At 40.5% G+C, this 20,892-nt stretch carries 23 protein-coding genes and 1 tRNA gene; 20 read left to right on the plus strand and 4 right to left on the minus strand.

Features of this window, described 5'->3' with window-relative positions; all coding sequences use genetic code 11:
* The first annotated feature begins 4 nt into the window (after positions 1-4).
* The 7 genes from ACK4HU_RS03840 to ACK4HU_RS03870 all read left to right on the plus strand — a co-directional run bounded on the left by ACK4HU_RS03840 (position 5) and on the right by ACK4HU_RS03870 (position 7,232).
* Entirely contained in the window at positions 5-688 is a 684-nt protein-coding gene (locus ACK4HU_RS03840; RefSeq protein WP_409803524.1) for a succinate dehydrogenase cytochrome b subunit, read from the plus strand.
* A 44-nt stretch (positions 689-732) separates the two neighbouring features.
* Complete coding sequence (locus ACK4HU_RS03845; RefSeq protein ID WP_409803525.1) at positions 733-2,667, plus strand: fumarate reductase/succinate dehydrogenase flavoprotein subunit; 1,935 nt, start codon at positions 733-735, stop codon at positions 2,665-2,667.
* Positions 2,668-2,692: 25 nt separating this feature from the next.
* Entirely contained in the window at positions 2,693-3,442 is a 750-nt protein-coding gene (locus tag ACK4HU_RS03850; RefSeq protein WP_409803526.1) for a succinate dehydrogenase/fumarate reductase iron-sulfur subunit, read from the plus strand.
* Between the two features lie 187 nt (positions 3,443-3,629).
* Positions 3,630-5,060 (plus strand): sodium:solute symporter, encoded by a 1,431-nt coding sequence (locus tag ACK4HU_RS03855; protein ID WP_409803527.1) that lies wholly within the window; start codon positions 3,630-3,632, stop codon positions 5,058-5,060.
* Positions 5,057-5,500 carry a GNAT family N-acetyltransferase gene (locus tag ACK4HU_RS03860; protein ID WP_409803528.1) on the plus strand — a complete coding sequence of 148 codons (444 nt, stop codon included), beginning with the start codon at positions 5,057-5,059 and terminating at the stop codon, positions 5,498-5,500. Before ACK4HU_RS03855 ends, ACK4HU_RS03860 begins: the two co-directional genes overlap by 4 nt.
* A 1-nt stretch (position 5,501) precedes the next feature.
* On the plus strand, positions 5,502-6,572 hold the full coding sequence (locus ACK4HU_RS03865; protein WP_409803529.1) for an alanine racemase: 1,071 nt from the start codon (positions 5,502-5,504) through the stop codon (positions 6,570-6,572).
* Positions 6,573-6,653: 81 nt separating this feature from the next.
* Positions 6,654-7,232, plus strand: coding sequence for a porin family protein (locus ACK4HU_RS03870; RefSeq protein ID WP_409803530.1), 579 nt, complete (start codon positions 6,654-6,656; stop codon positions 7,230-7,232).
* A gap of 46 nt (positions 7,233-7,278) precedes the next feature.
* On the opposite strand, the gene ACK4HU_RS03875 is transcribed toward ACK4HU_RS03870, so the two are convergent.
* The 3 genes from ACK4HU_RS03875 to ACK4HU_RS03885 all read right to left on the minus strand — a co-directional run bounded on the left by ACK4HU_RS03875 (position 7,279) and on the right by ACK4HU_RS03885 (position 10,349).
* A complete protein-coding gene (locus ACK4HU_RS03875) occupies positions 7,279-8,397 on the minus strand; it encodes an SO2930 family diheme c-type cytochrome (protein WP_409803531.1) in 1,119 nt (372 codons plus the stop codon).
* A 10-nt stretch (positions 8,398-8,407) separates the two neighbouring features.
* Positions 8,408-9,706: a parallel beta-helix domain-containing protein gene (locus tag ACK4HU_RS03880; protein ID WP_409803532.1), complete on the minus strand. Its 1,299-nt coding sequence runs from the start codon at positions 9,704-9,706 to the stop codon at positions 8,408-8,410.
* A gap of 79 nt (positions 9,707-9,785) precedes the next feature.
* Complete coding sequence (locus ACK4HU_RS03885) at positions 9,786-10,349, minus strand: Crp/Fnr family transcriptional regulator (protein WP_409803533.1); 564 nt, start codon at positions 10,347-10,349, stop codon at positions 9,786-9,788.
* 80 nt (positions 10,350-10,429) lie between these two features.
* Between ACK4HU_RS03885 and ACK4HU_RS03890 the strand changes: the two genes are divergently transcribed.
* Complete coding sequence (locus tag ACK4HU_RS03890; protein WP_409803534.1) at positions 10,430-10,987, plus strand: porin family protein; 558 nt, start codon at positions 10,430-10,432, stop codon at positions 10,985-10,987.
* A 220-nt stretch (positions 10,988-11,207) separates the two neighbouring features.
* Here the strand turns inward: ACK4HU_RS03890 and ruvC are convergent, their stop codons facing one another.
* Positions 11,208-11,783 carry a crossover junction endodeoxyribonuclease RuvC gene (gene ruvC / locus ACK4HU_RS03895; protein WP_409803535.1) on the minus strand — a complete coding sequence of 192 codons (576 nt, stop codon included), beginning with the start codon at positions 11,781-11,783 and terminating at the stop codon, positions 11,208-11,210.
* 21 nt (positions 11,784-11,804) lie between these two features.
* Between ruvC and ACK4HU_RS03900 the strand changes: the two genes are divergently transcribed.
* The 12 genes from ACK4HU_RS03900 to ACK4HU_RS03955 all read left to right on the plus strand — a co-directional run bounded on the left by ACK4HU_RS03900 (position 11,805) and on the right by ACK4HU_RS03955 (position 20,878).
* Positions 11,805-12,905, plus strand: a complete 1,101-nt coding sequence (locus ACK4HU_RS03900) for a glycosyltransferase (RefSeq protein ID WP_409803536.1) — start codon at positions 11,805-11,807, stop codon at positions 12,903-12,905.
* A gap of 33 nt (positions 12,906-12,938) precedes the next feature.
* Positions 12,939-13,190 carry a hypothetical protein gene (locus ACK4HU_RS03905; protein ID WP_409803537.1) on the plus strand — a complete coding sequence of 84 codons (252 nt, stop codon included), beginning with the start codon at positions 12,939-12,941 and terminating at the stop codon, positions 13,188-13,190.
* A gap of 3 nt (positions 13,191-13,193) precedes the next feature.
* The gene (locus tag ACK4HU_RS03910) at positions 13,194-14,405 is read left to right on the plus strand and encodes a PP2C family protein-serine/threonine phosphatase (RefSeq protein WP_409803538.1); all 1,212 of its coding nucleotides are present in this window, start codon (positions 13,194-13,196) and stop codon (positions 14,403-14,405) included.
* A 3-nt stretch (positions 14,406-14,408) separates the two neighbouring features.
* Positions 14,409-15,038, plus strand: a complete 630-nt coding sequence (locus ACK4HU_RS03915) for a polysaccharide deacetylase family protein (protein WP_409803539.1) — start codon at positions 14,409-14,411, stop codon at positions 15,036-15,038.
* Complete coding sequence (locus ACK4HU_RS03920; protein ID WP_409803540.1) at positions 15,035-16,138, plus strand: glycosyltransferase; 1,104 nt, start codon at positions 15,035-15,037, stop codon at positions 16,136-16,138. Before ACK4HU_RS03915 ends, ACK4HU_RS03920 begins: the two co-directional genes overlap by 4 nt.
* On the plus strand, positions 16,135-16,911 hold the full coding sequence (locus ACK4HU_RS03925) for a TatD family hydrolase (protein WP_409803541.1): 777 nt from the start codon (positions 16,135-16,137) through the stop codon (positions 16,909-16,911). Before ACK4HU_RS03920 ends, ACK4HU_RS03925 begins: the two co-directional genes overlap by 4 nt.
* Positions 16,908-17,975, plus strand: coding sequence for an asparaginase (locus ACK4HU_RS03930; RefSeq protein ID WP_409803542.1), 1,068 nt, complete (start codon positions 16,908-16,910; stop codon positions 17,973-17,975). Before ACK4HU_RS03925 ends, ACK4HU_RS03930 begins: the two co-directional genes overlap by 4 nt.
* 91 nt (positions 17,976-18,066) lie before the next feature.
* Positions 18,067-18,154: transfer RNA gene (locus ACK4HU_RS03935), tRNA-Ser, on the plus strand.
* A gap of 468 nt (positions 18,155-18,622) precedes the next feature.
* The gene (locus ACK4HU_RS03940; RefSeq protein ID WP_409803543.1) at positions 18,623-19,393 is read left to right on the plus strand and encodes a MotA/TolQ/ExbB proton channel family protein; all 771 of its coding nucleotides are present in this window, start codon (positions 18,623-18,625) and stop codon (positions 19,391-19,393) included.
* Between the two features lie 52 nt (positions 19,394-19,445).
* Positions 19,446-19,775 (plus strand): hypothetical protein, encoded by a 330-nt coding sequence (locus tag ACK4HU_RS03945; RefSeq protein WP_409803544.1) that lies wholly within the window; start codon positions 19,446-19,448, stop codon positions 19,773-19,775.
* A gap of 4 nt (positions 19,776-19,779) precedes the next feature.
* The gene (locus ACK4HU_RS03950; RefSeq protein WP_409803545.1) at positions 19,780-20,415 is read left to right on the plus strand and encodes an ExbD/TolR family protein; all 636 of its coding nucleotides are present in this window, start codon (positions 19,780-19,782) and stop codon (positions 20,413-20,415) included.
* A gap of 1 nt (position 20,416) precedes the next feature.
* Positions 20,417-20,878, plus strand: coding sequence for an ExbD/TolR family protein (locus tag ACK4HU_RS03955; protein WP_409803546.1), 462 nt, complete (start codon positions 20,417-20,419; stop codon positions 20,876-20,878).
* Positions 20,879-20,892: the final 14 nt, after the last annotated feature.

The raw sequence follows: 20,892 nt of genomic DNA on the forward strand, positions 1-20,892 counted from the left end.
TTGTATGAGTTGGGTTACAAAAACCTTGAGCAGCACACTAGGCAGAAAATTACTAATGGCCCTGACCGGATTGTTTCTAATATTATTTTTGGTGGTTCACCTTGCTGGGAACCTTCAGCTATTGCTACCGGATAATGGAAAATCCTTCAATCTTTATGCAGAAAGCATGGCAACCAATCCACTTATCAGGATAGTATCAATTGGCAATTTTGCATTTATTATTCTTCATGTCATTTACTCTATTTTGCTCACCCAGCTCAATAAGAAATCAAGACCTATCGGATATGTAGAGAGTGCCGCTTCGACAAATAGCACCTGGTCATCCAGAAACATGGGAATTCTAGGCACAATCATATTGCTATTCTTATTAGTACACCTAAAGGGTTTCTATTACGAAATCAAATTCGGAGAAATGCCAATGGTGGACATTGCCGGAGTTACCTATAAAAATGTCTTTGCGATAGTCGCAGCGGCTTATTCCAATGTGTTGTATGTGGCCTTTTATGTGCTTTGCATGGGTTTTCTGGCCTTTCACCTATCTCATGGGTTTGCCAGTGCTTTCCAAACACTTGGTCTCAATCACGTGAAATATTCCCCATTAATTCAAAAAGTTGGAATTGGTTTTTCAATTCTTGTTCCGGTGCTTTTCGCACTGATTCCGATAGTGATGTATATCCAGTCGCTTTGATTGGATTTGAAAATGAATGTAGCAGCTAATTAAATCTGACATAGATGATACTAGATTCCAAAATACCTGCTGGTCCAATAGCAGAAAAATGGACTAAGCACAAGTTTACAAGCAAGCTGGTAAACCCGGCGAATAAGAGAAAGTACGAAATTATTGTAGTGGGTACAGGATTGGCAGGAGCTTCGGCAGCTGCCTCCTTAGCGGAGTTGGGATACGTTGTCAAAGCGTTTACTTTTCATGATAGCCCTAGAAGAGCGCACTCTATCGCAGCTCAGGGTGGAATTAACGCCGCTAAAAATTACCAAAACGACGGTGACTCAGTATTCAGACTTTTCTATGATACGGTCAAAGGTGGTGACTATCGAGCTCGTGAGGCTAATGTCTACCGACTTGCGGAAGTATCCGTAAAAATTATTGATCAATGCGTAGCGCAAGGGGTCCCTTTTGCACGTGAATATGGCGGATTACTTTCCAACCGATCTTTTGGTGGAGCTCAGGTTTCCAGAACTTTTTATGCACGAGGACAAACCGGGCAGCAATTGCTTCTTGGAGCATATTCTGCATTGAGCAGACAGGTTGCTAATGGTAAAGTTAAGCTTTATCCACGATCCGAAATGATGGATATGGTTATGGTCGATGGCCATGTCCGAGGAATAGTGACTCGTAATTTGATCACCGGAGCAGTTGAGACGCATTCTGCACATGCAGTATTGCTCTGTACAGGTGGATATGGTAACGTCTTTTTCCTTTCAACAAATGCAATGGGTTCCAATGTAACAGCAGCTTGGAGAGCTCACAAGCGTGGTGCTTACTTTGCGAACCCTTGCTTTACTCAAATTCACCCGACCTGTATTCCGGTCTCAGGAGATCATCAGTCCAAATTGACATTGATGTCTGAGTCCCTTAGAAATGATGGACGAGTATGGGTTCCTGCTACTGTAGAAACCGCAGAAAAACTTAGAAAAGGTCAAATCAAAGTAAATGAGATCAAAGAGGAAGACAGGGATTATTTCTTGGAGCGAAAATATCCTTCATTCGGTAACCTTGTTCCTCGGGATGTTGCTTCCCGAAATGCGAAAGAAGTTTGCGATGCAGGAAAAGGAGTAAATGAAACAGGTGAGGCAGTTTTCCTTGATTTCCGTGATGCAATCAACCGAGACGGAAAAGCCACCATCGAATCAAAATACGGCAACCTGTTCGATATGTATATGCAAATCACAGGGGAGAATCCTTATGAAGTTCCGATGATGATTTACCCTGCGGTTCACTACACAATGGGTGGATTATGGGTAGACTACAATTTGATGACTACTGTCCCTGGTCTTTATGCATTGGGAGAAGCCAACTTCTCAGATCACGGAGCAAATAGACTTGGTGCTTCAGCATTGATGCAGGGATTGGCTGATGGGTATTTTGTAATTCCATATACTATTGGTGATTACTTGGCCTCAACTCCTCCAAAGCCAGTCGATACCAATCATCCTGAATTTGCTAAAGTAACTGCCGAAGTACAGGCAAGAATTAACCAATTATTGTCGATTAAAGGCACGAAGACAGTTGATTACTTCCACAAAAAGCTAGGTAAGATTATGTGGAATAAATGTGGAATGGCAAGAACTGCAGAAGGTTTGAGTGAGGCCAAAGCCGAAATCAAGCAATTGAAAAAAGACTTCTGGTCTGATGTCAAAGTTCTTGGTACAAATGAAGAGCTAAATCAATCCTTGGAAAAGGCACATCGAGTGGCTGATTTCATTGAATTGGGTGAACTAATGATTGACGATGCGCTTAATCGAGACGAATCGTGTGGTGGACACTTTAGAGAAGAATTCCAAACGCCGGAAGGTGAAGCGCTTCGAGATGATGAAAACTTCGCTTACGTAGCCGCATGGAAATATACGGGTGAAAATCAAGAAGAGGAACTCTATAAGGAGCCTTTGGAATTCGAAAACGTGAAGCTCACTCAACGTTCCTATAAATAATCTTAAGACAAAAATTCATAGCTATATGCAATTGACTTTAAAAATCTGGAGACAGAAAAACGCAACTGACAAAGGCGGCTTTGCTACCTATAAGGTAGATCATGTTTCCAAAGACATGTCTTTTCTTGAAATGTTGGACGTGTTGAATGAAAATTTGACTGAAAAGGGAGAAGATCCGGTTCATTTTGACCATGACTGTCGAGAAGGAATCTGCGGAACTTGTTCCTTATATATTAATGGTAAACCTCATGGACCGCTGCAGACTACTACTTGTCAGCTTCATATGAGATCTTTCTCTGATGGACAGACGATCACTATCGAGCCGTGGAGAGCCAAGGCCTTTCCGGTGGTAAAAGACTTAGTGGTCAATCGATCCGCATTTGACAGAATCATTCAAGCTGGAGGATATATATCTGTAGGAACAGGTGGAGTACCTGATGCCAATGAGATACCAATCCCAAAAACCATTGCGGATCTGGCAATGGATGCGGCCCAGTGTATTGCATGTGGAGCCTGTGTAGCAGCTTGCAAAAATGCCTCAGCCATGCTATTTACCTCGGCCAAAGTTTCGCAGCTTGCCTTACTTCCACAAGGACAGGTAGAACGCAAAACCCGAGCTGAAAAGATGGTTGCTCAGATGGACGCTGAAGGATTTGGAGCTTGTACAAATACAGGTGCTTGCGAAGCTGAGTGTCCAAAGGGTATTTCTATTTCTAATATTGCAAGAATGAATAGAGAGTATTTTGCTGCTGTAGTAAGCAGCGATAACGTATAATTTTAAGATAATCCAGTGTAAAGCCAGACCAAAAGTCTGGCTTTTTTATTTTAATTATTCTAAGACTAAATTGAATTATTATATCTTTTTTAATCTAAAAACCCAATAAAATTGGGCATAAGCTTCATTTTTCTTACCTTTGAAAGGTTATATTTTAAATTCAATTTGAGGCAAATCCAAAAAAGTAATGCATTTCATAGATCTGGGGATCTTCATCGCCTACATGCTAGCCATGCTGGGAGTGGGATATTATTTCATGCGAAAAAACTCCAGTCAGGAAGATTACTATGTTGGAGGCCGATCGATAGGTAGCTGGCACATTGGCTTATCTGTAGTAGCAACCGATGTAGGTGGAGGTTTTTCCATTGGACTTGGTGGATTGGGATTTGCAATGGGAATTGCAGGTTCATGGATGCTTTTTACCGGTTTGATAGGTGCTTGGCTTGCAGCCGTGATTTTGATTCCAAGGGTAAAATCTGACGCTGCATTTTCCCGCTTTTTCACTTTTCCGCAGATCATTGGCCATCTGTTCGACTCCAGCGCGGCTAAAGTCGCTGCCGTTATTTGTTTTTTGGGTTACCTCGGTTTCACCTCTTCCCAGCTGCTAGCAGGCGCTAAACTTGCCTCCGGAACCTTTGAGGGAATTAACTTGCAGACTGCATTGCTGATTATGGGAGTTATCGCTGTTGTTTACACCGTTATGGGAGGTCTCAAGGCGGTGATTTATACGGACACGATTCAGTGGATCATTTTGATGATGGGTTTGATGTTGATTGGTGTTCCCATGGCCTATTCTTTTGTAGGGGGCTGGGAAGGAATCACGCAAACATTACCACCGGAATTCTTTTCATTTACCAATCTCACATGGCAGGATTTGGTCAATTGGGGGATCACGATCATCCCGATTTGGTTTGTTGGAATGACGCTCTATCAGCGGATATTTGCCGCTAGAGATGTGAAATCAGCCAGGAAGGCATGGTTTATCGCAGGACTTTTTGAGTGGCCAATTATGGCTTTTTTGGGTGTTTCACTCGGTTTGCTTTCTCGGGTAGCTGTAGAGCAGGGAGTTCTGGAAGGGTTTACCGCTTCAATGGATCCGGAAATGGGGCTTCCAGTATTGCTCAGTCAGATATTGCCGGCGGGGATTTTGGGGCTGATGATGTCTGCCTATTTTTCAGCCGTGCTTTCCACGGCGGATTCATGTTTGATGGCTGCTTCGGGTAATCTTTCTACTGACCTGATCGGTAAATTTCTAAAGAATAAAACTCATCGACAGGAGGTGAGAATCAGTCAAGCTTTGACCCTGCTAATTGGAGTTTTGGCAGTTTTTTTGGCTTGGCAAATGACAGAAGTGCTCAGTTTGATGCTATATTCCTATGCTTTTATGGTATCGGGATTACTTGTCCCGGTGATTGCCGGGCTTTTCTTCAACCAAAGAAATCCAAAAGCGGCTGTATCCTCAATGATTTCCGGTGGAACATTGACAGCCTTGCTTACCATTTTAGAGACCCCTTTGCCATTTGGCTTAGATCCCAATTTCTTCGGGATTTTGATTTCTCTGATCGTCTTTTGGCTAGTGAATACCTTTATTAAAACAATAAAAACACCTCAAATATGAACTCTATTGAAACACTCACACCGCTAGATAATGCGACATTTCTACAGAAGAATGAGATCGCAGATTTTCTTTTTGAGCATCTGGGAGCATACGGAGACCCGAAGTCGGATATTATGAAATGTCTGGATTATGCACTTGATGCAGGAAAGCAGGCAGGAGGTTTTGTGATTTTGGCGAGAGAAAATAGAAAGATTGTCGGGGCATTGGTTATGAATAAAACCGGAATGTCTGGCTATATCCCAGAAAATATTTTGGTCTATATCGCAGTCGATGCCAATCAAAGAGGTAAAGGAATCGGTGGGCAAATCATGGATACGGCTATCAAAATGGCAAATGGAGCAGTCGCCCTTCATGTCGAGGCTGATAATCCTGCCCGTAAACTTTACGAGCGACTGGGCTTTACCAATAAATATCTGGAAATGAGACTTAACCGAAAGTAGGATGGCCAACCTGACATTAAATCTAGATAAGCTTAAGGTTAACTTTCTCTTTTTGAAGCAGCTGTTTGAAGTCAAGGAAGTGAGTTGGGGGGTGGTTTCCAAGCTACTTTGCGGGAATAAACTATTTCTTCAAGAGTTGATTAATCTGGGTATTGAAGAAATTCACGACAGCCGCATTTCTAATTTGGCAATGGTCAAGCGATTGAATCGAAGTGTTCAGACGGTATACATCAAACCCGTATCAAAAAAGAATGTGGGACAAATGGTGGAGTTTGCGGATGTCAGCCTGAACAGTGAATTGGAAACGATAAAGATGATCAGTCAAGAGGCTGTAAAGCAGGAAAAACTTCACAAAATCATCATCATGGTGGAAACAGGAGACCTTCGGGAAGGGGTTTTGGGTGAAAATTTGGTTGACTTTTATGAGCGAGTTTTTGAACTCCCAAATATCGAAGTGATCGGTCTTGGGACTAATTTGAATTGTCTGAATGGCGTGATGCCAAGTACCGATAAGTTGATTCAGCTATCACTGTACAAGCAAATTATCGAATTAAAATTTGGAAAAAAGATACCATGGGTATCTGCCGGTACTTCGGTCACTATTCCTTTGATGCTTGCCCACCAACTTCCCAAAGGAATCAACCACTTCCGAGTAGGGGAGACCTTGTTTTTTGGGGTTGATCTGGTCGAGGAAAAAGTCATTGAAGGAATGTACGGTGATGTATTTGAATTGGAGGCAGAGATCATCGAGCTTCAGGAAAAACCCCTACTTCCTATCGGTGTTTTGGGGATGAATCCTCAAGGGGAATTTGCCGAAATTGATGAATCACTCTACGGAAAGACCTCATTTCGGGCAATTTTGGATATAGGACTCCTTGATGTGGATCCCAAATATTTGATCACTTCTGACCCCGAAATTGAAATTCTGGGAGCAAGTTCGGATATGTTAATCCTGAATTTAGGACCTAATGAAAAAGGACTCAAAGTAGGTGAAACACTGACTTTTAAGCTGAAATATATGGGTGCTCTTGCTCTGATGAACTCCAATTATATCGAAAAATCTGTTGTGTGATAAGGAGGGTAGCTCCGAATAAAATCGGTCTTTGGCATCGTTTTGGGCCTTTGATGTATTGAATCAAAATTTTATTGACCTATGAAAAAGACACTTTTAATATTATCCTTGGTTGTTTTGACAGGAATAAGTGCGAATGCTCAATCTGGCTTTGGAATAAGAGGTGGAGCTAATTTCTTCAATTTTGGAGGAAAGGATGTTTCGGAAAATGATTACACCAATCGGGCTGGATTTCATGCCGGAATCTACGCAAGTCTCCTCGGTGGAGGACCAATCAGCATTGAACCAGGAGTATATTATTCTATCAAAGGAACTCAAAATGATGATGCTGCCAATACTAGAGCAGTTCTGAATTACGTTGATGTCCCTCTTTTGCTCAGATTGAAATTCGGTGAAGGATTCAATGTTTTTGGAGGACCTCAGATATCATTCTTGACCAACTCAAAATTTGAAGGTGATTTCGGTGGGTCCACCGTATCAATCAACACAAATAATATCAAAGACACCGATGCTGGACTGGTATTTGGATTAGGCTATAATCTTCCCAAAGGAATAAATATTCAAGGGTCATACGATTATGGTTTTACTCCCATATTCAAGAATAGTAATGCAGACGTATATAATAGGGGCTTTAAAGTCTCTTTAGGCTATACTTTTTAATCAGAGCGTTGGTTTGAAGGGGCTGCGAAAGCAGCCCTTTCTTATTTTAACGCAGTTCCGAAATCCACGCTTTTATTAGTTCAAGACCTTGATGGTCAATCGTGGTACGGCCCAACTCGGGCATAGCGACCCCAACTTGAGTAGAGTTCATCCGATGAATTAAAATTGATTCCTCAGGTTTGCCGGGAACAATATCAAATTTGTAACTACCCGCACCACTTCCTGCTGCTACCGGCGTTTTGTTGATCCCCAGTTTCATAGGATCTTTTTGATCATAGGTGAGAAAAAGGCCGGAAGTACTAGCGGGTCCATCTGCGCTATGGCAATGAGAGCAATTGATATCTAGGTAGGCCATTGCCCTATCATCAAGCGCCTGACTTTTGTCCTCGTAATTGACCATTTTAGGATGTTGATCTGCTCCATTGAATCCTTCCAGTTTTCCTAACTGAGCCAAATGATCCAATTGATTTGAATGGTTTTCGCTAGGGTCCAAGTTGTAATTAAGATGCTTGATTTGAATCCCGATCGGAGCCATGACCTCATTTTTATTGTGGCAGCTTTTGCATTGATTTTTATTAGGAATCAGGTAATTTATCACTTGATCTTTACCCTTGGTGTCGATATATCGCACTTCAAATTCACCGCCGACAACCCTCAGGACTGCGTCTGTTTGACTTTCGTTCCAGACATAAGGATAGGCTTGCCAACCTTTTTCTTCATGAATCATTAGACGAGTTTCAATTATTCTGCGATCTCCTTCGGGTTTGCGGTAATCAAACGGATAATAGAAGTTTTTTATCAATACTGAGCCTTTGGGTAATTTCAAATCATCTTCTTCTATTTGTGCTTTTTCCCCTTCTGGAATAAGCAGAAAACGACTTTTAAGCGCATAATCAGTGAAAAGAGAAGAAGCTGGCTTGTAAAAAATAACTCTGGAGGAGGGTTGTAAGTCCTTTATTTCTCCAGTAAAAAATCCATAGGTCGAAAGTCTTCGATAGGGGAAATTGCCGTCTGCAAATTCATCGGCTAATTTTTCTTCTGGCAAAGTCGCCTGTTTAACTATTTGCTCCTGGGATTTATGACAAGAAATCAAAAACACGACAATCAGCATAAAAAGGCTGATACCCAATATCCAACTTCGATACTCTTCCGCTCTAGCTTTCATTCATTCAAAATTAAAGACCTGCCAAACTTGAAATGTCTGTTTTGACTTCCACCTTGCAATTTTGGAAGGGTTGATAATCCTTGAATGAATCTATATTTTCCTCCCCATCAGTAAGAAAAAATCTTGTAAATCTTAGATTTTCCATTCCAGGCTCTTGAATGCAAATCCGCATTGGATTTGAATCTATGGAAGTGCCAAGATTCTCATCCCAAATGCCATCGTAGATGATATCCTGACTTTTGCCAAATCCATGTGCATTGTAGACTAAAATCAGCTTGCCAAGTTCTCTGGAAAAATCAGGGAATTGATACCAGTTTCTTTCGTATTGATTGTCATGGACATAAATATTTGTGGAATAAGGAGACCAATTCGGAGCCTCAGCAGGGAATCCCGTGATCTGATAATTTGCTATTGCCACTCCGGTAGTCTTATTTCGATGAATTCTGTTTCCATAGACCTCGACTTCTTTTGCAGCAAGAAGGACAATTCCCGATCCGGGAGGAATCATAGTCACGGTATTGCCATTTGGACCGTCTCCGATAGGCGTTGCAAAGTTCTCGTGATTGTTGTCAATGACATCATTATCATAGATTTTAGTGCCCTTGCCATCAGATTTTGGAAGTCCTGGTAGGTTGAAAACCAAGATTCCACCTGAATTATTTCTGGCGATGTTTCCAAATACCTCTGCATTGTCGCAATTTTCAATTTCGATGCCTGCTACATTGCCAAAGGCAAGGGAGTTTTTGACAATGATATTTTCTGACTGACCCACATAAATTCCTGCATCTTTGGAATGCGAAGCAATGCATTCGTCAATTACGACATTCTTACATTGGACAGGGTAAATGGCGTATGTTCCATTTTTTGATTTGTCGCCATTCGTCCATGTGACATTTATCCTTCTGAAGGTGATTCCGTCAGTATGCTGGGCTTTGATACCGTCGCCCGGAGCATCTTCTATGCTGAGATCTTCGATGATGATATTATTTCCAACGATTTTCACTCCTTCTCCACCGGATTTGAGATTGCGGAAGGAGATGACCGTTTGGTCCATTCCGGCTCCTTTTATTCTGACAGCTGATTTGTTGTCCAGGATTAATTGAGTCTTCAATTCATAAAAGCCTGCAGGGATTTCAATGGTGCTCGAATCCTCCGCCATGATGAACGCTTCAACGATTTTGTCCACCTCTGCTGGAGAAATACGCACTAATTTAGAGGTGTCAAAGGATTGTTCGTTGGTGCTTGATCCACAGGAAAAGATCAAAATGGGAATGGACAACCCGGCTAGGTAAGTCAGAAAATTCCTCATAGTGGTTTGGGTTTAGAGTAAAATTACTTATAAATCTAACCCATAATTGAAAAACATTCTATTGAGAAAAGTCAATAAATCAAATTTTCGCTCTGATTCGACTGAGAGTTTCAATACTCATGTCAAGATAAGAGGCGATCTGTCCCACAGATGCTCTTTGGATAATTTTTGGACGGTATTCCATTAAGTCCAAATAGCGATCTCTGGCTGATTTGAATTTCGTAAATATCAACTGTTCTTCCAAAGTGACATAATACTGCTCGAGGATAAGTCTGTAGGTTCGCTCCAGATCGTGATGTTTTTCAAAAAGCTTCAGCAGGGATTCGTATTTGATTCGAGCTACCTTCGTCTTTTCCATCACTTCAATATTTTCATAAGATGGTTTTCTTGAAACAAAAGAATGCATGGCAGTCAAAAACTCCCCTTCCAAAGAAAATGAAACCGTAATATCTTTATTTTCACGAGTGTAGAAGCTCCTTGCAGAGCCTTCTATTATAAAGTACAGATGGTTGCAAACCTTTCCTTCCTGCTCCAGTATTCCGCCTTTTTCAAGTACCAAGTAATCTAATTCCTTTTCGAATGCACTTTTTGCTGCATTACTTATTTCTGGAAATTGATCAAACATGTCGAAGGTCTTTCTCATTTGGTGGTTAAAAAAGTTGAGGTTTATGAAAGAATAGATAATCTTGCATTTGGAAACTGTAAATTAAAAATATTTGAATCATGAGAAAAGTTTTGTTGTCTTTCTTTCTGTTTGGCATTATTGCAACAGCGCAGGCACAAGTTGGAATTAGGGCGGGATTTAGCTCCGCAAATTTTTCAAACACCAATTTTGAAGCGAAATCAGGCTTTCATCTTGGAGGTTATTTCACATTTGATGCAGGGCTTGTCTCTGTCGAACCAGGAATTCAGTATTCTCAAAAAGGATACAAAGGGACAGAAGCTTCAAGTGGAAAATCAATCGATGAGCAATTGGGTTACATCGACATCCCCGTATTGTTTCGTGTGAATTTGATTCCGGCTATAAATATTTTTGCTGGTCCCCAAGCTTCCTTATTGTTATCAAGTGTTTACAAAATCGGCGAAGATACGTTTGACAGCTCAGAAGCTACAAAAGGTTATGACCTTGGAGGAGTCATCGGCGCTCAAGTAAAGCTTCTACAGGGTCTTAACTTGCAAGCCAATTATGATTTTGGTCTTGCTTCTCTAAATTATTACAATTCTGATGTCAAGAACCAAGTTTTCAAAGTCTCCCTAGGGTACACTTTTGGGGGAAATTAGGAATATTGTGGAAATCCGCTTTTCTGCTAGTAGGTGAATTTTCCATAGATAAGGGACTGGATGCTTCGACTCCGCTCAGCACAGGCGACCGAAGACCGAAGAGGGCCTGAATATTAGTATTTAAGCCAATTTCTGGTATTTGTTTTGATATTCTGGCAAATTACTGTACCTACATCAAGAATAATCACTAATTCTAACTCCTAGCCTTTCTGGCTGGGAGTTATTTTTTTATGCGACTGGGGTTTTCTTCGATGAAGGATTTCCAACCTTCATTCCTCCCTCTCGTCTGTACTCTACCTTCGTGAAAATGATGGCAAAGTGCGACCGCCAGAGCATCTGTTGCATCCAGCATTTTTGGTAATTCGGTCAGGCTGAATAAGGTTTGAAGCATCGCTGCTACTTGTTCCTTGGATGCATTACCATTACCTGTGACGGATTGTTTGACCTTTTTTGGAGAATATTCGGTGATGGGGATTTCCCGTGCCAAAGCTGCCGCCATCGCTACACCTTGTGCACGGCCGAGTTTCAGCATGGATTGTACATTGGCTCCATAGAAGGGGGCTTCCAAAGCCATCGTATCAGGCAAAAATTCATCAATTATTCCTGTGACTCGCTCAAAGATTTTTTTAAGCTTCAGTTCATGAGTCTCATACTTTTTCAGATGGATGACGCCATATTGAAGGATTTTGTATTTTTTCCCTTCAGTCATGATCAGGCCATAACCCATCACATTAGTACCCGGATCAATGCCTAAAATGATTTTTTCCTTTGGCTCTTTTTTCTCTTCTTTACTCACCGCCGCAAGTTAGCCGAAAAGATGATCAGTTTTTACCTCCTGTGGACCGGGTGCTATTTTGTTTTGCTCTTTTGGCTGAAGAAAAAGTGGCCTAAATCAAATCTTAAGGCCCAAGCTACCGCTCAATTCCCAAGGGTGTCTGTTTTGATTCCTTTCAGAAATGAAATGAAAAATCTTGAGATCCTATCCCAAGAACTCCTAAAATTGGACTATCCTGAACTTGAAATTTTGCTCATAGATGACAAAAGCGAGGATGGTTCATTTCCCTTTTTGCAATCAAAATTCAATTCAAAAAATCACATTAAAATTCTCCAAAGTCCCATGATTGGAAAAAAGAAAGCCATAGAATTTGGGATTGCTGCATCAGGGGGAGAACTGATCTTGTGTTCGGATGCAGATTGTAGATTTCCTTCCGATTGGGTAAGGAAAATGGTTGCCCCTTTTCTTGATCCAAAAATTCAGCTCGTTGCAGGGCCTGTACTCAGCGTAGGTCAGCGTAACTTTTTTCAAAGATATCAACAGATTGAATGGTCAAGCATTTTGCTTCTGACACACTTTTCATTTTACCAAAAGCGACCCTTGATGTGTAGTGGTGCAAATCTTGCCTATCGAAAATCAGCTTTTCTTTCAGTGAAAGGTTACGATCAAAACAGTCAGCACTTGTCTGGAGATGATGAATTTTTGCTGAAGAAGATAATTCTACATTTTGGGGGTGAGAGCTGTGCATATTTACCTTTCGTTGAGAATTTGGTGCTTACCAAACCTTTGGAAACCGTTGCAAAGTTGCTTAATCAAAGAACAAGATGGGCAGGCAAATGGAAACTTCATCGTGATTTTTGGCATGCGCTCGCCTCTGTGTTCAGCTTTTTAGTTCAATTCATTTGGATTGGCAGCTTTATTTTACTCGGAGAGGGTATTTGGGGAGTTTTTTGCTTTATCGCTGTCTGGAGCGGAAAAATATTTTCTGAGCGTTTAGCTCTGGGGAATGTCTTGAAAGAATTAAAGGTGGATGTTTCTGTTGTAGACTTTATAAAAACCGGAATAATTCATCCCTTTTATGTCATTTTTGTAGGGATAGCTTCGGTTCGGGGAAAATTTACCTGGAAGGGCCGTTCCAATTAAAGAATTCTTAATTTAGCTTTCGAATTAAAAATTATGAGTGACGAGGAATTTGACTTGCTTGACGAGCTGTATTTTGTACAAAATTATGACTTTATCAAGGAATCTTTAGGTTGGGAGGACGGTCTGCTTCTAGCGACGCTGAATTCCCTTTATCAATGTGGAATGATCAAATGCTTAACCAGTCCTGACACCGAACGATTTGATGTCGTGGATTTAATCACCGAAGGCAAAAGCCTTTATTATCTAGCTACAAAAAAGGGTCTCATGGCCCATAACACACTCTGATCTTTGATTGACGAGACATATAAATACCAACGAAAAGAACTGGAACTAAAGGCACTTCTCGAGATCACACAAGCGATCAATGAGAATCAGTCGGAAGCGACCTTAGTTACTATTTTTAAATTTACTTGCCTGGTTCACCTTCACATTAAGTCACTTATTTTATATGTGTTAGGCAAAGAGGGATTTGAGCGAAAAATATCCCACGGAGTTAAGGGCAAAGTACCGATGACACTGGAATCCTCATCTATCATTGACAAAAAAGATACTGGGCAACTTCAAATTCAACTTAGCGAAGAATACACTTTTGAGGAACTTGAGACCTATTTGCCAGTGTATCACAAGGATAAACTATTGGCAATTCTTTTTCTAAAAAGGAAATCACAAAAAGAAGAATTGGATCTGGATTTCACCCAAGCTTTGGCAAATATTCTTGTGGTTGCATTGGAAAATAAGCGGTTCGCTCGAAGACAGCTCGAGCAGGAAGTGCTCAATCGCGAAGTTGCTATTGCTTCTCAAGTTCAGCAGATGCTTTTTCCTGCCTCACTTCCTAATACTAAGACACTTAAGGCTAAAGTCACCTACTTTCCTCATAGCTTGGTTGGAGGTGATTATTATGATTTGATTCAAAAATCAAATGATATCAGCTATTTCTGCATAGCGGATGTTTCAGGGAAAGGAATCTCCGCTGCACTGCTGATGTCTAATTTTCAGGCCGCTCTTCGCACCTTGCTTCGTAGTGATGCTGGTTTTGGAACCATAATTCATCAATTGAATTATACGCTTATCGAGAATACCAAAGGCGAGCGGTTTATCACAGTTTTCCTCGGTGAATACAATCGCAAGACAAAAATTTTGAGGTACGTGAATGCAGGTCATAATCCACCGATACTTTGTTGGGAAGATGAGAAAAAAAGTGAAGCTCTTGAAGCAGGAACTACAATTCTTGGAGCTTTTGATGAACTTCCATTTTTGGAAATCGGAGAGCGAGTAGGATTGGAAAACTTCACAATTCACCTTTATACCGATGGATTAACAGAATCGATCAATCCTGAGGAAGAAGAATATGGAGAGGAACGCTTTCAGGAATTTGTGAATACCCATTTGAGCATGAATCCTGAAGATTTTCACGAGCAGTTTTTTGATAAAATGCAGGCATTTACCCAAAAGATTCCTTTACGAGACGACCTGACTTTACTCAGCCTTAGATTTAGCTAAACCATGGTTTGGCATACCGTCCCCCGGCCCGTTCAATTATTTTTTCCAAAAAGAATTTGGAGTGGGGATGCCTCAGATGATCAAGTCTATCTCACCTTTGATGATGGACCCGTACCTGGTGTGACTGATTTTGTGTTGAATGAATTAGCCAAAAGAAATCAAAATGCTACCTTTTTTATGGTTGGGGATAATCTTCGAAAAAACCCAATACTTGGAAAGGAGGTGTTGGAATCCGGACATGCTATTGGAAACCACACCCTCAATCATTTGAATGGCTGGAAAACAGATGATTCAGTTTACCTCCAAAATATCCAAGCCTTTGATGAAGTATTGGATGCCACACTGGGTATCCAAACTGGGCTTTTTCGTCCTCCCTATGGTTTGATCAGGAGCTCTCAGGCAAAAAATGTTATGAATACCAAAAAACTGATCATGTGGAATGTGCTGTCCGGTGATTATGATAATTTTATTTCATCGTCCCGAGTTTTAACAAAAAGTATAAAACATACTCGAGCCGGAAGTATCATTCTTTTCCATGATCAACTGAAAACCAAGGATGTTATTCGTAAAATCCTTCCTACTTATCTTGATTTTTTGATTGAAAAAGGATTTAAAACCAGCCTATTGCAATGATGATTTGGTTAGCTTTTATTTCCGGGTTGCTTATTGTTCAATACACGCTGCTTTTGTTTTTATTGAAATTGAATTGGAAAAACCATTTTAAAAATAAAGGCCAAATTCCAAAAGTATCGGTTTTGGTTGCTGCCAGAAATGAAGAAATGGACCTTCCACTTCTTTTAAAGAGCTTTGACAAACTTGACTATCCTGCAGATCAACTTGAATTTTTGATAGCAGATGATCAAAGCGAAGATCAGACTGCTCAAATCATAGAAGATTGGATACAAAAGGGGGTAAACAGAAAGTTTATTTCAATAAGATCGGACCAAAAAAATCTGTTTCAAAAGAATGGAAAAGCAAATGCACTGGCGATACTTGGCCAAGAGGCAGCGGGAGAATTCTTTTTTTTTACTGACGCAGATTGCGAAGTTCCTCAATACTGGATTCGGGAAGGAGTCAACTGCTTCGATGAAAATTCGGGTCTGGTGTTGGGTATCACTCAGGTGAAAAGCAAAAATCTTTTTGGGAAAATGCAGGAGATTGACTGGTGGAATACACTGGGCATTGTCAAAGCTGTTACTGATTTAAAACTCCCTACTACAGGACTTGGAAATAATATGGTGATCAGTCGGAATGCTTATTTAGAATGTGGAGGATTTGAAAAGATTCCATTTTCATTGACAGAAGACCTAGAGATTTCCAAAGCGATTAGTGGGCTAGGTTTCAAAATCAAGCATCAAGTAAGTAAAAACTTTCTAGTCAAAACCAAAGCTGAAAAGGACTGGAAGGCACTTCTAAAGCAGCGTAAGCGCTGGGTAGCTGGAGCGATGACACTTTCTATTCCTTGGAAAATCCTGCTCAGCCTACAGATTTTATATTATCCGTTGATTCTAGGTTTAATTGCATTTAGTGTGGAGCTTGGCTTGGCTATTTTTGGAATAAAAGTATTATTCCAGAGTTTTTTCCTTTACTTTTTCTCAAAAAAAGTGGGTCAGAAACTTAGTGTTTTACCACTATTGCTTTTCGAATTTTACCAATTTTGGAACCTTAGCCTGACTATTCTTTATTACTTTTGGCCCGGTCAAATAGAATGGAAAGCCCGAAAATACCCATGAACTTAATCGATACTCACGCACATATTTATTCTACCAAGTTTGATTCGGACCGGGACGAGGTCATCGATGAAATCAGAGCGGCTGGGATTGAGCGAATATATATGCCCAATGTGGATGTGGAGACCATTGACCGGATGCTGGATTGTGAATCCAGGTATGGAGATTTGTGCATTCCCATGATGGGACTTCATCCTTGCGATGTCAAGGAGGATTTCGAGCAGCAACTTTATGTGATGGAGGCTTGGTTAAATAAGCGATCCTTCGCTGCGGTAGGAGAGATTGGCACGGACCTTTATTGGGATAAGAGTGGATTTGAAAGGCAGAAAGAAGCCCTAAATATTCAAGTTAACTGGGCCAAAGAACGGAAGCTACCTATCGTTTTACATTGTAGGGATTCGATCGATCAAACCATAGAGATTATCGAAAAAGCTCAGGATGGATCACTATCGGGAATTTTTCACTGCTTCACAGGTAATTTGGAGCAGGCAAAGAAAATAATCAAACTTGGATTTCTTCTCGGTATTGGGGGAGTAGCTACTTATAAAAATGGCGGACTTGATCAAGTTATTCCTTTTATTGGGTTGGATCACTTAGTTCTTGAAACAGATGCGCCCTATTTGGCCCCTGTGCCATTTAGAGGTAGAAGAAATACTCCGGCATATCTTCCGGCAATTGCACAGCGGGTAGGGGATTTGCTTCAGTTATCTTCATCCGATGTTGCTTCATTGACCAAATCCAACGCAATGAATTTATTTAAGGAAATTACTCCATGAATTATAAAATTGTTCGTCTTAACACTGGTCTAAAAACGGCAAGAACTTCTTCCGTTTTGATAATTTATACCGGAGGCACATTGGGGATGGCCTATGATGAATCAGGTGCTCTCGTTCCATTCAACTTTGGTCAGATATTGGAAAAAATTCCAATCCTCTCCAATATGGACATTGCTATCACAGTGATTTCTTTCCCCGAGCCCATAGATTCCTCGAATGTCACCATGCGTCATTGGATAGATATGTCCTACATTATCTATGAAAACTATGATAGCTATGATGGATTTGTGGTGTTGCATGGGACAGACACGATGGCTTATTCGGCTTCGATGCTGAGTTATCTCCTCAATGGTTTAAACAAGCCGGTAATTTTCACAGGAGCTCAATTGCCTATTTCAGCCATGCGCTCGGATGCAAGGGAGAATTTAATGACATCTTTGGAGATTGCTACCGCAAAAATAAATGACCGACCAATCGTGCCTGAGGTGTGTATCTTTTTCAATCACATGCTGCTGAGAGGCAATCGTTCCAAAAAGGTCCAAAGTATTCATTTCGATGCGTTCGAGTCAGAAAATTATCCCTCACTAGCAGAAGCGGGAATTGTGATCGATTACAATATGAATGCGATCAGACCATTTGAATCTAAGCGAAAGTTGGTCAAAATGAATCACCTGGATAATCGGGTGATGATTTTGAAGCTTTTTCCTGGCATCACTAATCTAATTATGGATGCTTGTTTCAATATTGAGGGCCTTCGGGGAGTGGTTTTGGAAACCTATGGATCAGGAAATAGTCCTTCGGAAGCATGGTTTATGAAGTCTTTGGACAGAGCAATAAAAAAAGGCTTGATCATTCTTAACGTCTCCCAATGTAATGGGGGACGAGTCATTCATGGGAGGTACGAAACGAGTAAGGAATTATTAGCTGTGGGTGTGGTAAGTGGTGCAGATATGACTACAGAGGCGGCTGTCACCAAGCTGATGTATTTATTAGGCCAAAACTACACAAGGGAAGAAGTTTGTGAAAAGTTGACCCAGTCTTTGGCCGGAGAAATTACGGCTTGATTTAGCCGGTATTTTGGAAATGGGTTTGGAATCGGCAGGAATAATAATTTTCTTTGCACTCCGATTCGCAAGCAAGCGAAAAATTCAACACAGAGAGGTGTCCGAGTGGCTGAAGGAGCACGCCTGGAAAGTGTGTATACCCCTCAAGGGTATCGAGGGTTCGAATCCCTCTCTCTCTGCAAGTTACCAGTCCACAATAATGGACTGGTTTTTTTTTACTCAAATTGCCTTTCAATTTTTATATTAAAACCTATAGACTCAGTTAAAAAGGGTTCCTAAATGGCAAAACTTTTATCCGAATCAACCAAATGATATTGGGAAATAAATTTCTTTTTCATCAAAATAAAAAAAGAGTTGGGTATTTTGATAAAAAATGGATAAGCTTGAAATCTGTTAAGGTCTTGGTAAGGCGAAAGCTTTAAAAGACCATTTGAAGTAATCCAATGAGTGGTTAGAAAGAATTTGAAAATTTGTTTTTTTATTCCATTCATGTAAAAATTGCCTTAAATTCGATTTAAACAGGGGATTCTTTCAAGAAAGTTAAAAGAGCCCATTGTTTTTTGAATTTAAAAAATCATAACTTTAAAATTCAATTTTAATCTGGAAACCATTTAACCTTTATTAAAAGTCTAATTTAAAAACACATTATGAGAAAGTTAATCGCTTTGTTCATGCTTGCAGGTATCATGTTTGTTCCTGTTTTCGCTAACGCACAAGATGCACCTGCTGCATCAGCTTCCACACCTACAGTTGTTGACGATGAAATCGTCGCTGAGGAGCAGAGCTTTCACCAGGTAATCAAAGAAAAATTTATCGAAGGAGATCCGCTTTACATGACTCCGGTTTTGATTTGTTTGATCTTGGGACTTGCTATTGCTCTGGAAAGAATTATTTCATTGAATTTAGCTACAACAAACACCAAGAAGCTGATCTTGAAGGTTGAAGATGCACTTTCTACTGGTGGTATTGAAGCAGCAAAAGACGTAACCAGAAACACTAAAGGACCTGTTGCTTCTATCTTTACTCAAGGCTTGATGAGATATTCAGAAGGTATTGAAATGGTAGAAAAATCCATTATTGCTTACGGTTCGGTTGAAATGGGTCGATTGGAAAAAGGTCTAGTTTGGATCTCTCTTTTCATCTCCCTTGCTCCAATGTTGGGTTTCATGGGTACTGTAATCGGTATGATTGGTGCATTTGATGCGATCGAAGCAGCAGGAGATATTTCTCCTTCATTGGTTGCGGGTGGTATCAAAATCGCACTCTTGACCACAGTTGCTGGTTTGATCGTTGCGATTATCCTTCAATTGTTCTACAACTACCTAGTATCAAAAATCGACTCTTTGGTTAACGATATGGAAGACGCTTCTATCTCTCTGGTAGACGTGTTGGTAAAGCACAAATTGACTGGTAAGTAATCCAGAAATCAATTTAGTCTAAATCAAATCCAATTAACTAAGAATCGATACTATGGATACCTATGATATCATGCTCTATGTGAGCTACGCACTAGTGGGAATAGGAGCGGTAGTTGCAATTCTACTTCCACTAATTAAATCACTTGACGATCCCAAAAGTTTATTAAAAACTGGACTTGGAGTGGTAGGAATCGTGATTTTATTCTTTGTTGCCTACAGTATTTCGGGTAATGAAGTTTTACCAAAATTTGAAAGTGATCCGTTTAATTTGACCCCTGCAATGTCACAAATGGTGGGCGGTTTGATGATCACCACATATATATTAGTAATTGTTGCCCTCGTAGGCATTGTGATTACTGAACTCAACAAAGCTATCAGGTAACAAAATGGCAAGAAAGAAAAGCAGAGTAACCACGGAAGTGAGCACAGGTTCGATGGCTGATATCGCTTTCCTACTTTTGATCTTCTTCCTCGTGACTACCACGATTGCGACAGATAAGGGAATTTTGAATATTCTTCCCCCTAAGCTTGATCCAAATATTCCGCCACCGGATATAAAGAAGAATGAAAGAAACATCTTCAATATCCTGATCAACGCAAATGATGATCTCTTGGTAGAAGGAGAATACAGAAGGACAGCAGAAGGACTGGATAAGGATATCAAAGAATTTATTCTGAATTTCGGTGCCCCTGATGAAGAGGCAACGGCTTTATTCAATTCGCTTCCGGGATCTTTACAGGGACAAGCTCAAAGAAGACCAGAATCATCTGATCACCCGAAAGAGGCGGTAGTTTCAATTAAAACAAACCGTGGCACGAGTTACGAGCTTTATTTGGAGGTCTTTGACTTAGCCAAAAAAGCATACTTCGAGATTTATGCTGAGCGAGTTGGATTAGGTGCCGATGAGTATAGAGCTCTAACCGGTGATAACGAAGCATCGAAACTACTTCAAGATAGAGGAAAAGAAGGAATCCCAATGGCGATTTCTATTGCAGAACCTGATAAAATAGGAGGAAATTGATATGGCAAAGTTTAAGAAAAAGACCAAGACCTCTACCAATATCCCGACTTCAGCACTTCCTGATATCATCTTCATGCTTTTGTTCTTCTTCATGGTTACGACCGTTTTGAGAGAGCAAGATCTATTGGTAGAGCAAAAAATACCTCAGGCAACGCAGCTTCAAAAGCTTCAGAAAAAAACTTTGATTTCTTATCTATACATTGGTAAGCCAAAGAATACCTCTCTATATGGTTCTGAGCCTAGAATTCAAGCTAATGATGTTCTGATTACCCCTCCTGAAATTGTTCAGTGGGTAAACCAAGAGCGAGATATGCTTGCTGAAGCTGATCGAGGCTTTATAACCATTTCAATGAAAATTGACAGGGACGTTAAAATGGGTCCGATCTCCGATGTTCAGACAGAACTAAGAAATGCTGATGCGCGACGGGTGCTTTATGCATCTTCAGGTAAAGTGGCAAATTAAAATTTCAATCTTTA

The sequence above is a fragment of the Algoriphagus sp. genome (assembly GCF_046296635.1).
Taxonomy (GTDB): domain Bacteria; phylum Bacteroidota; class Bacteroidia; order Cytophagales; family Cyclobacteriaceae; genus Algoriphagus.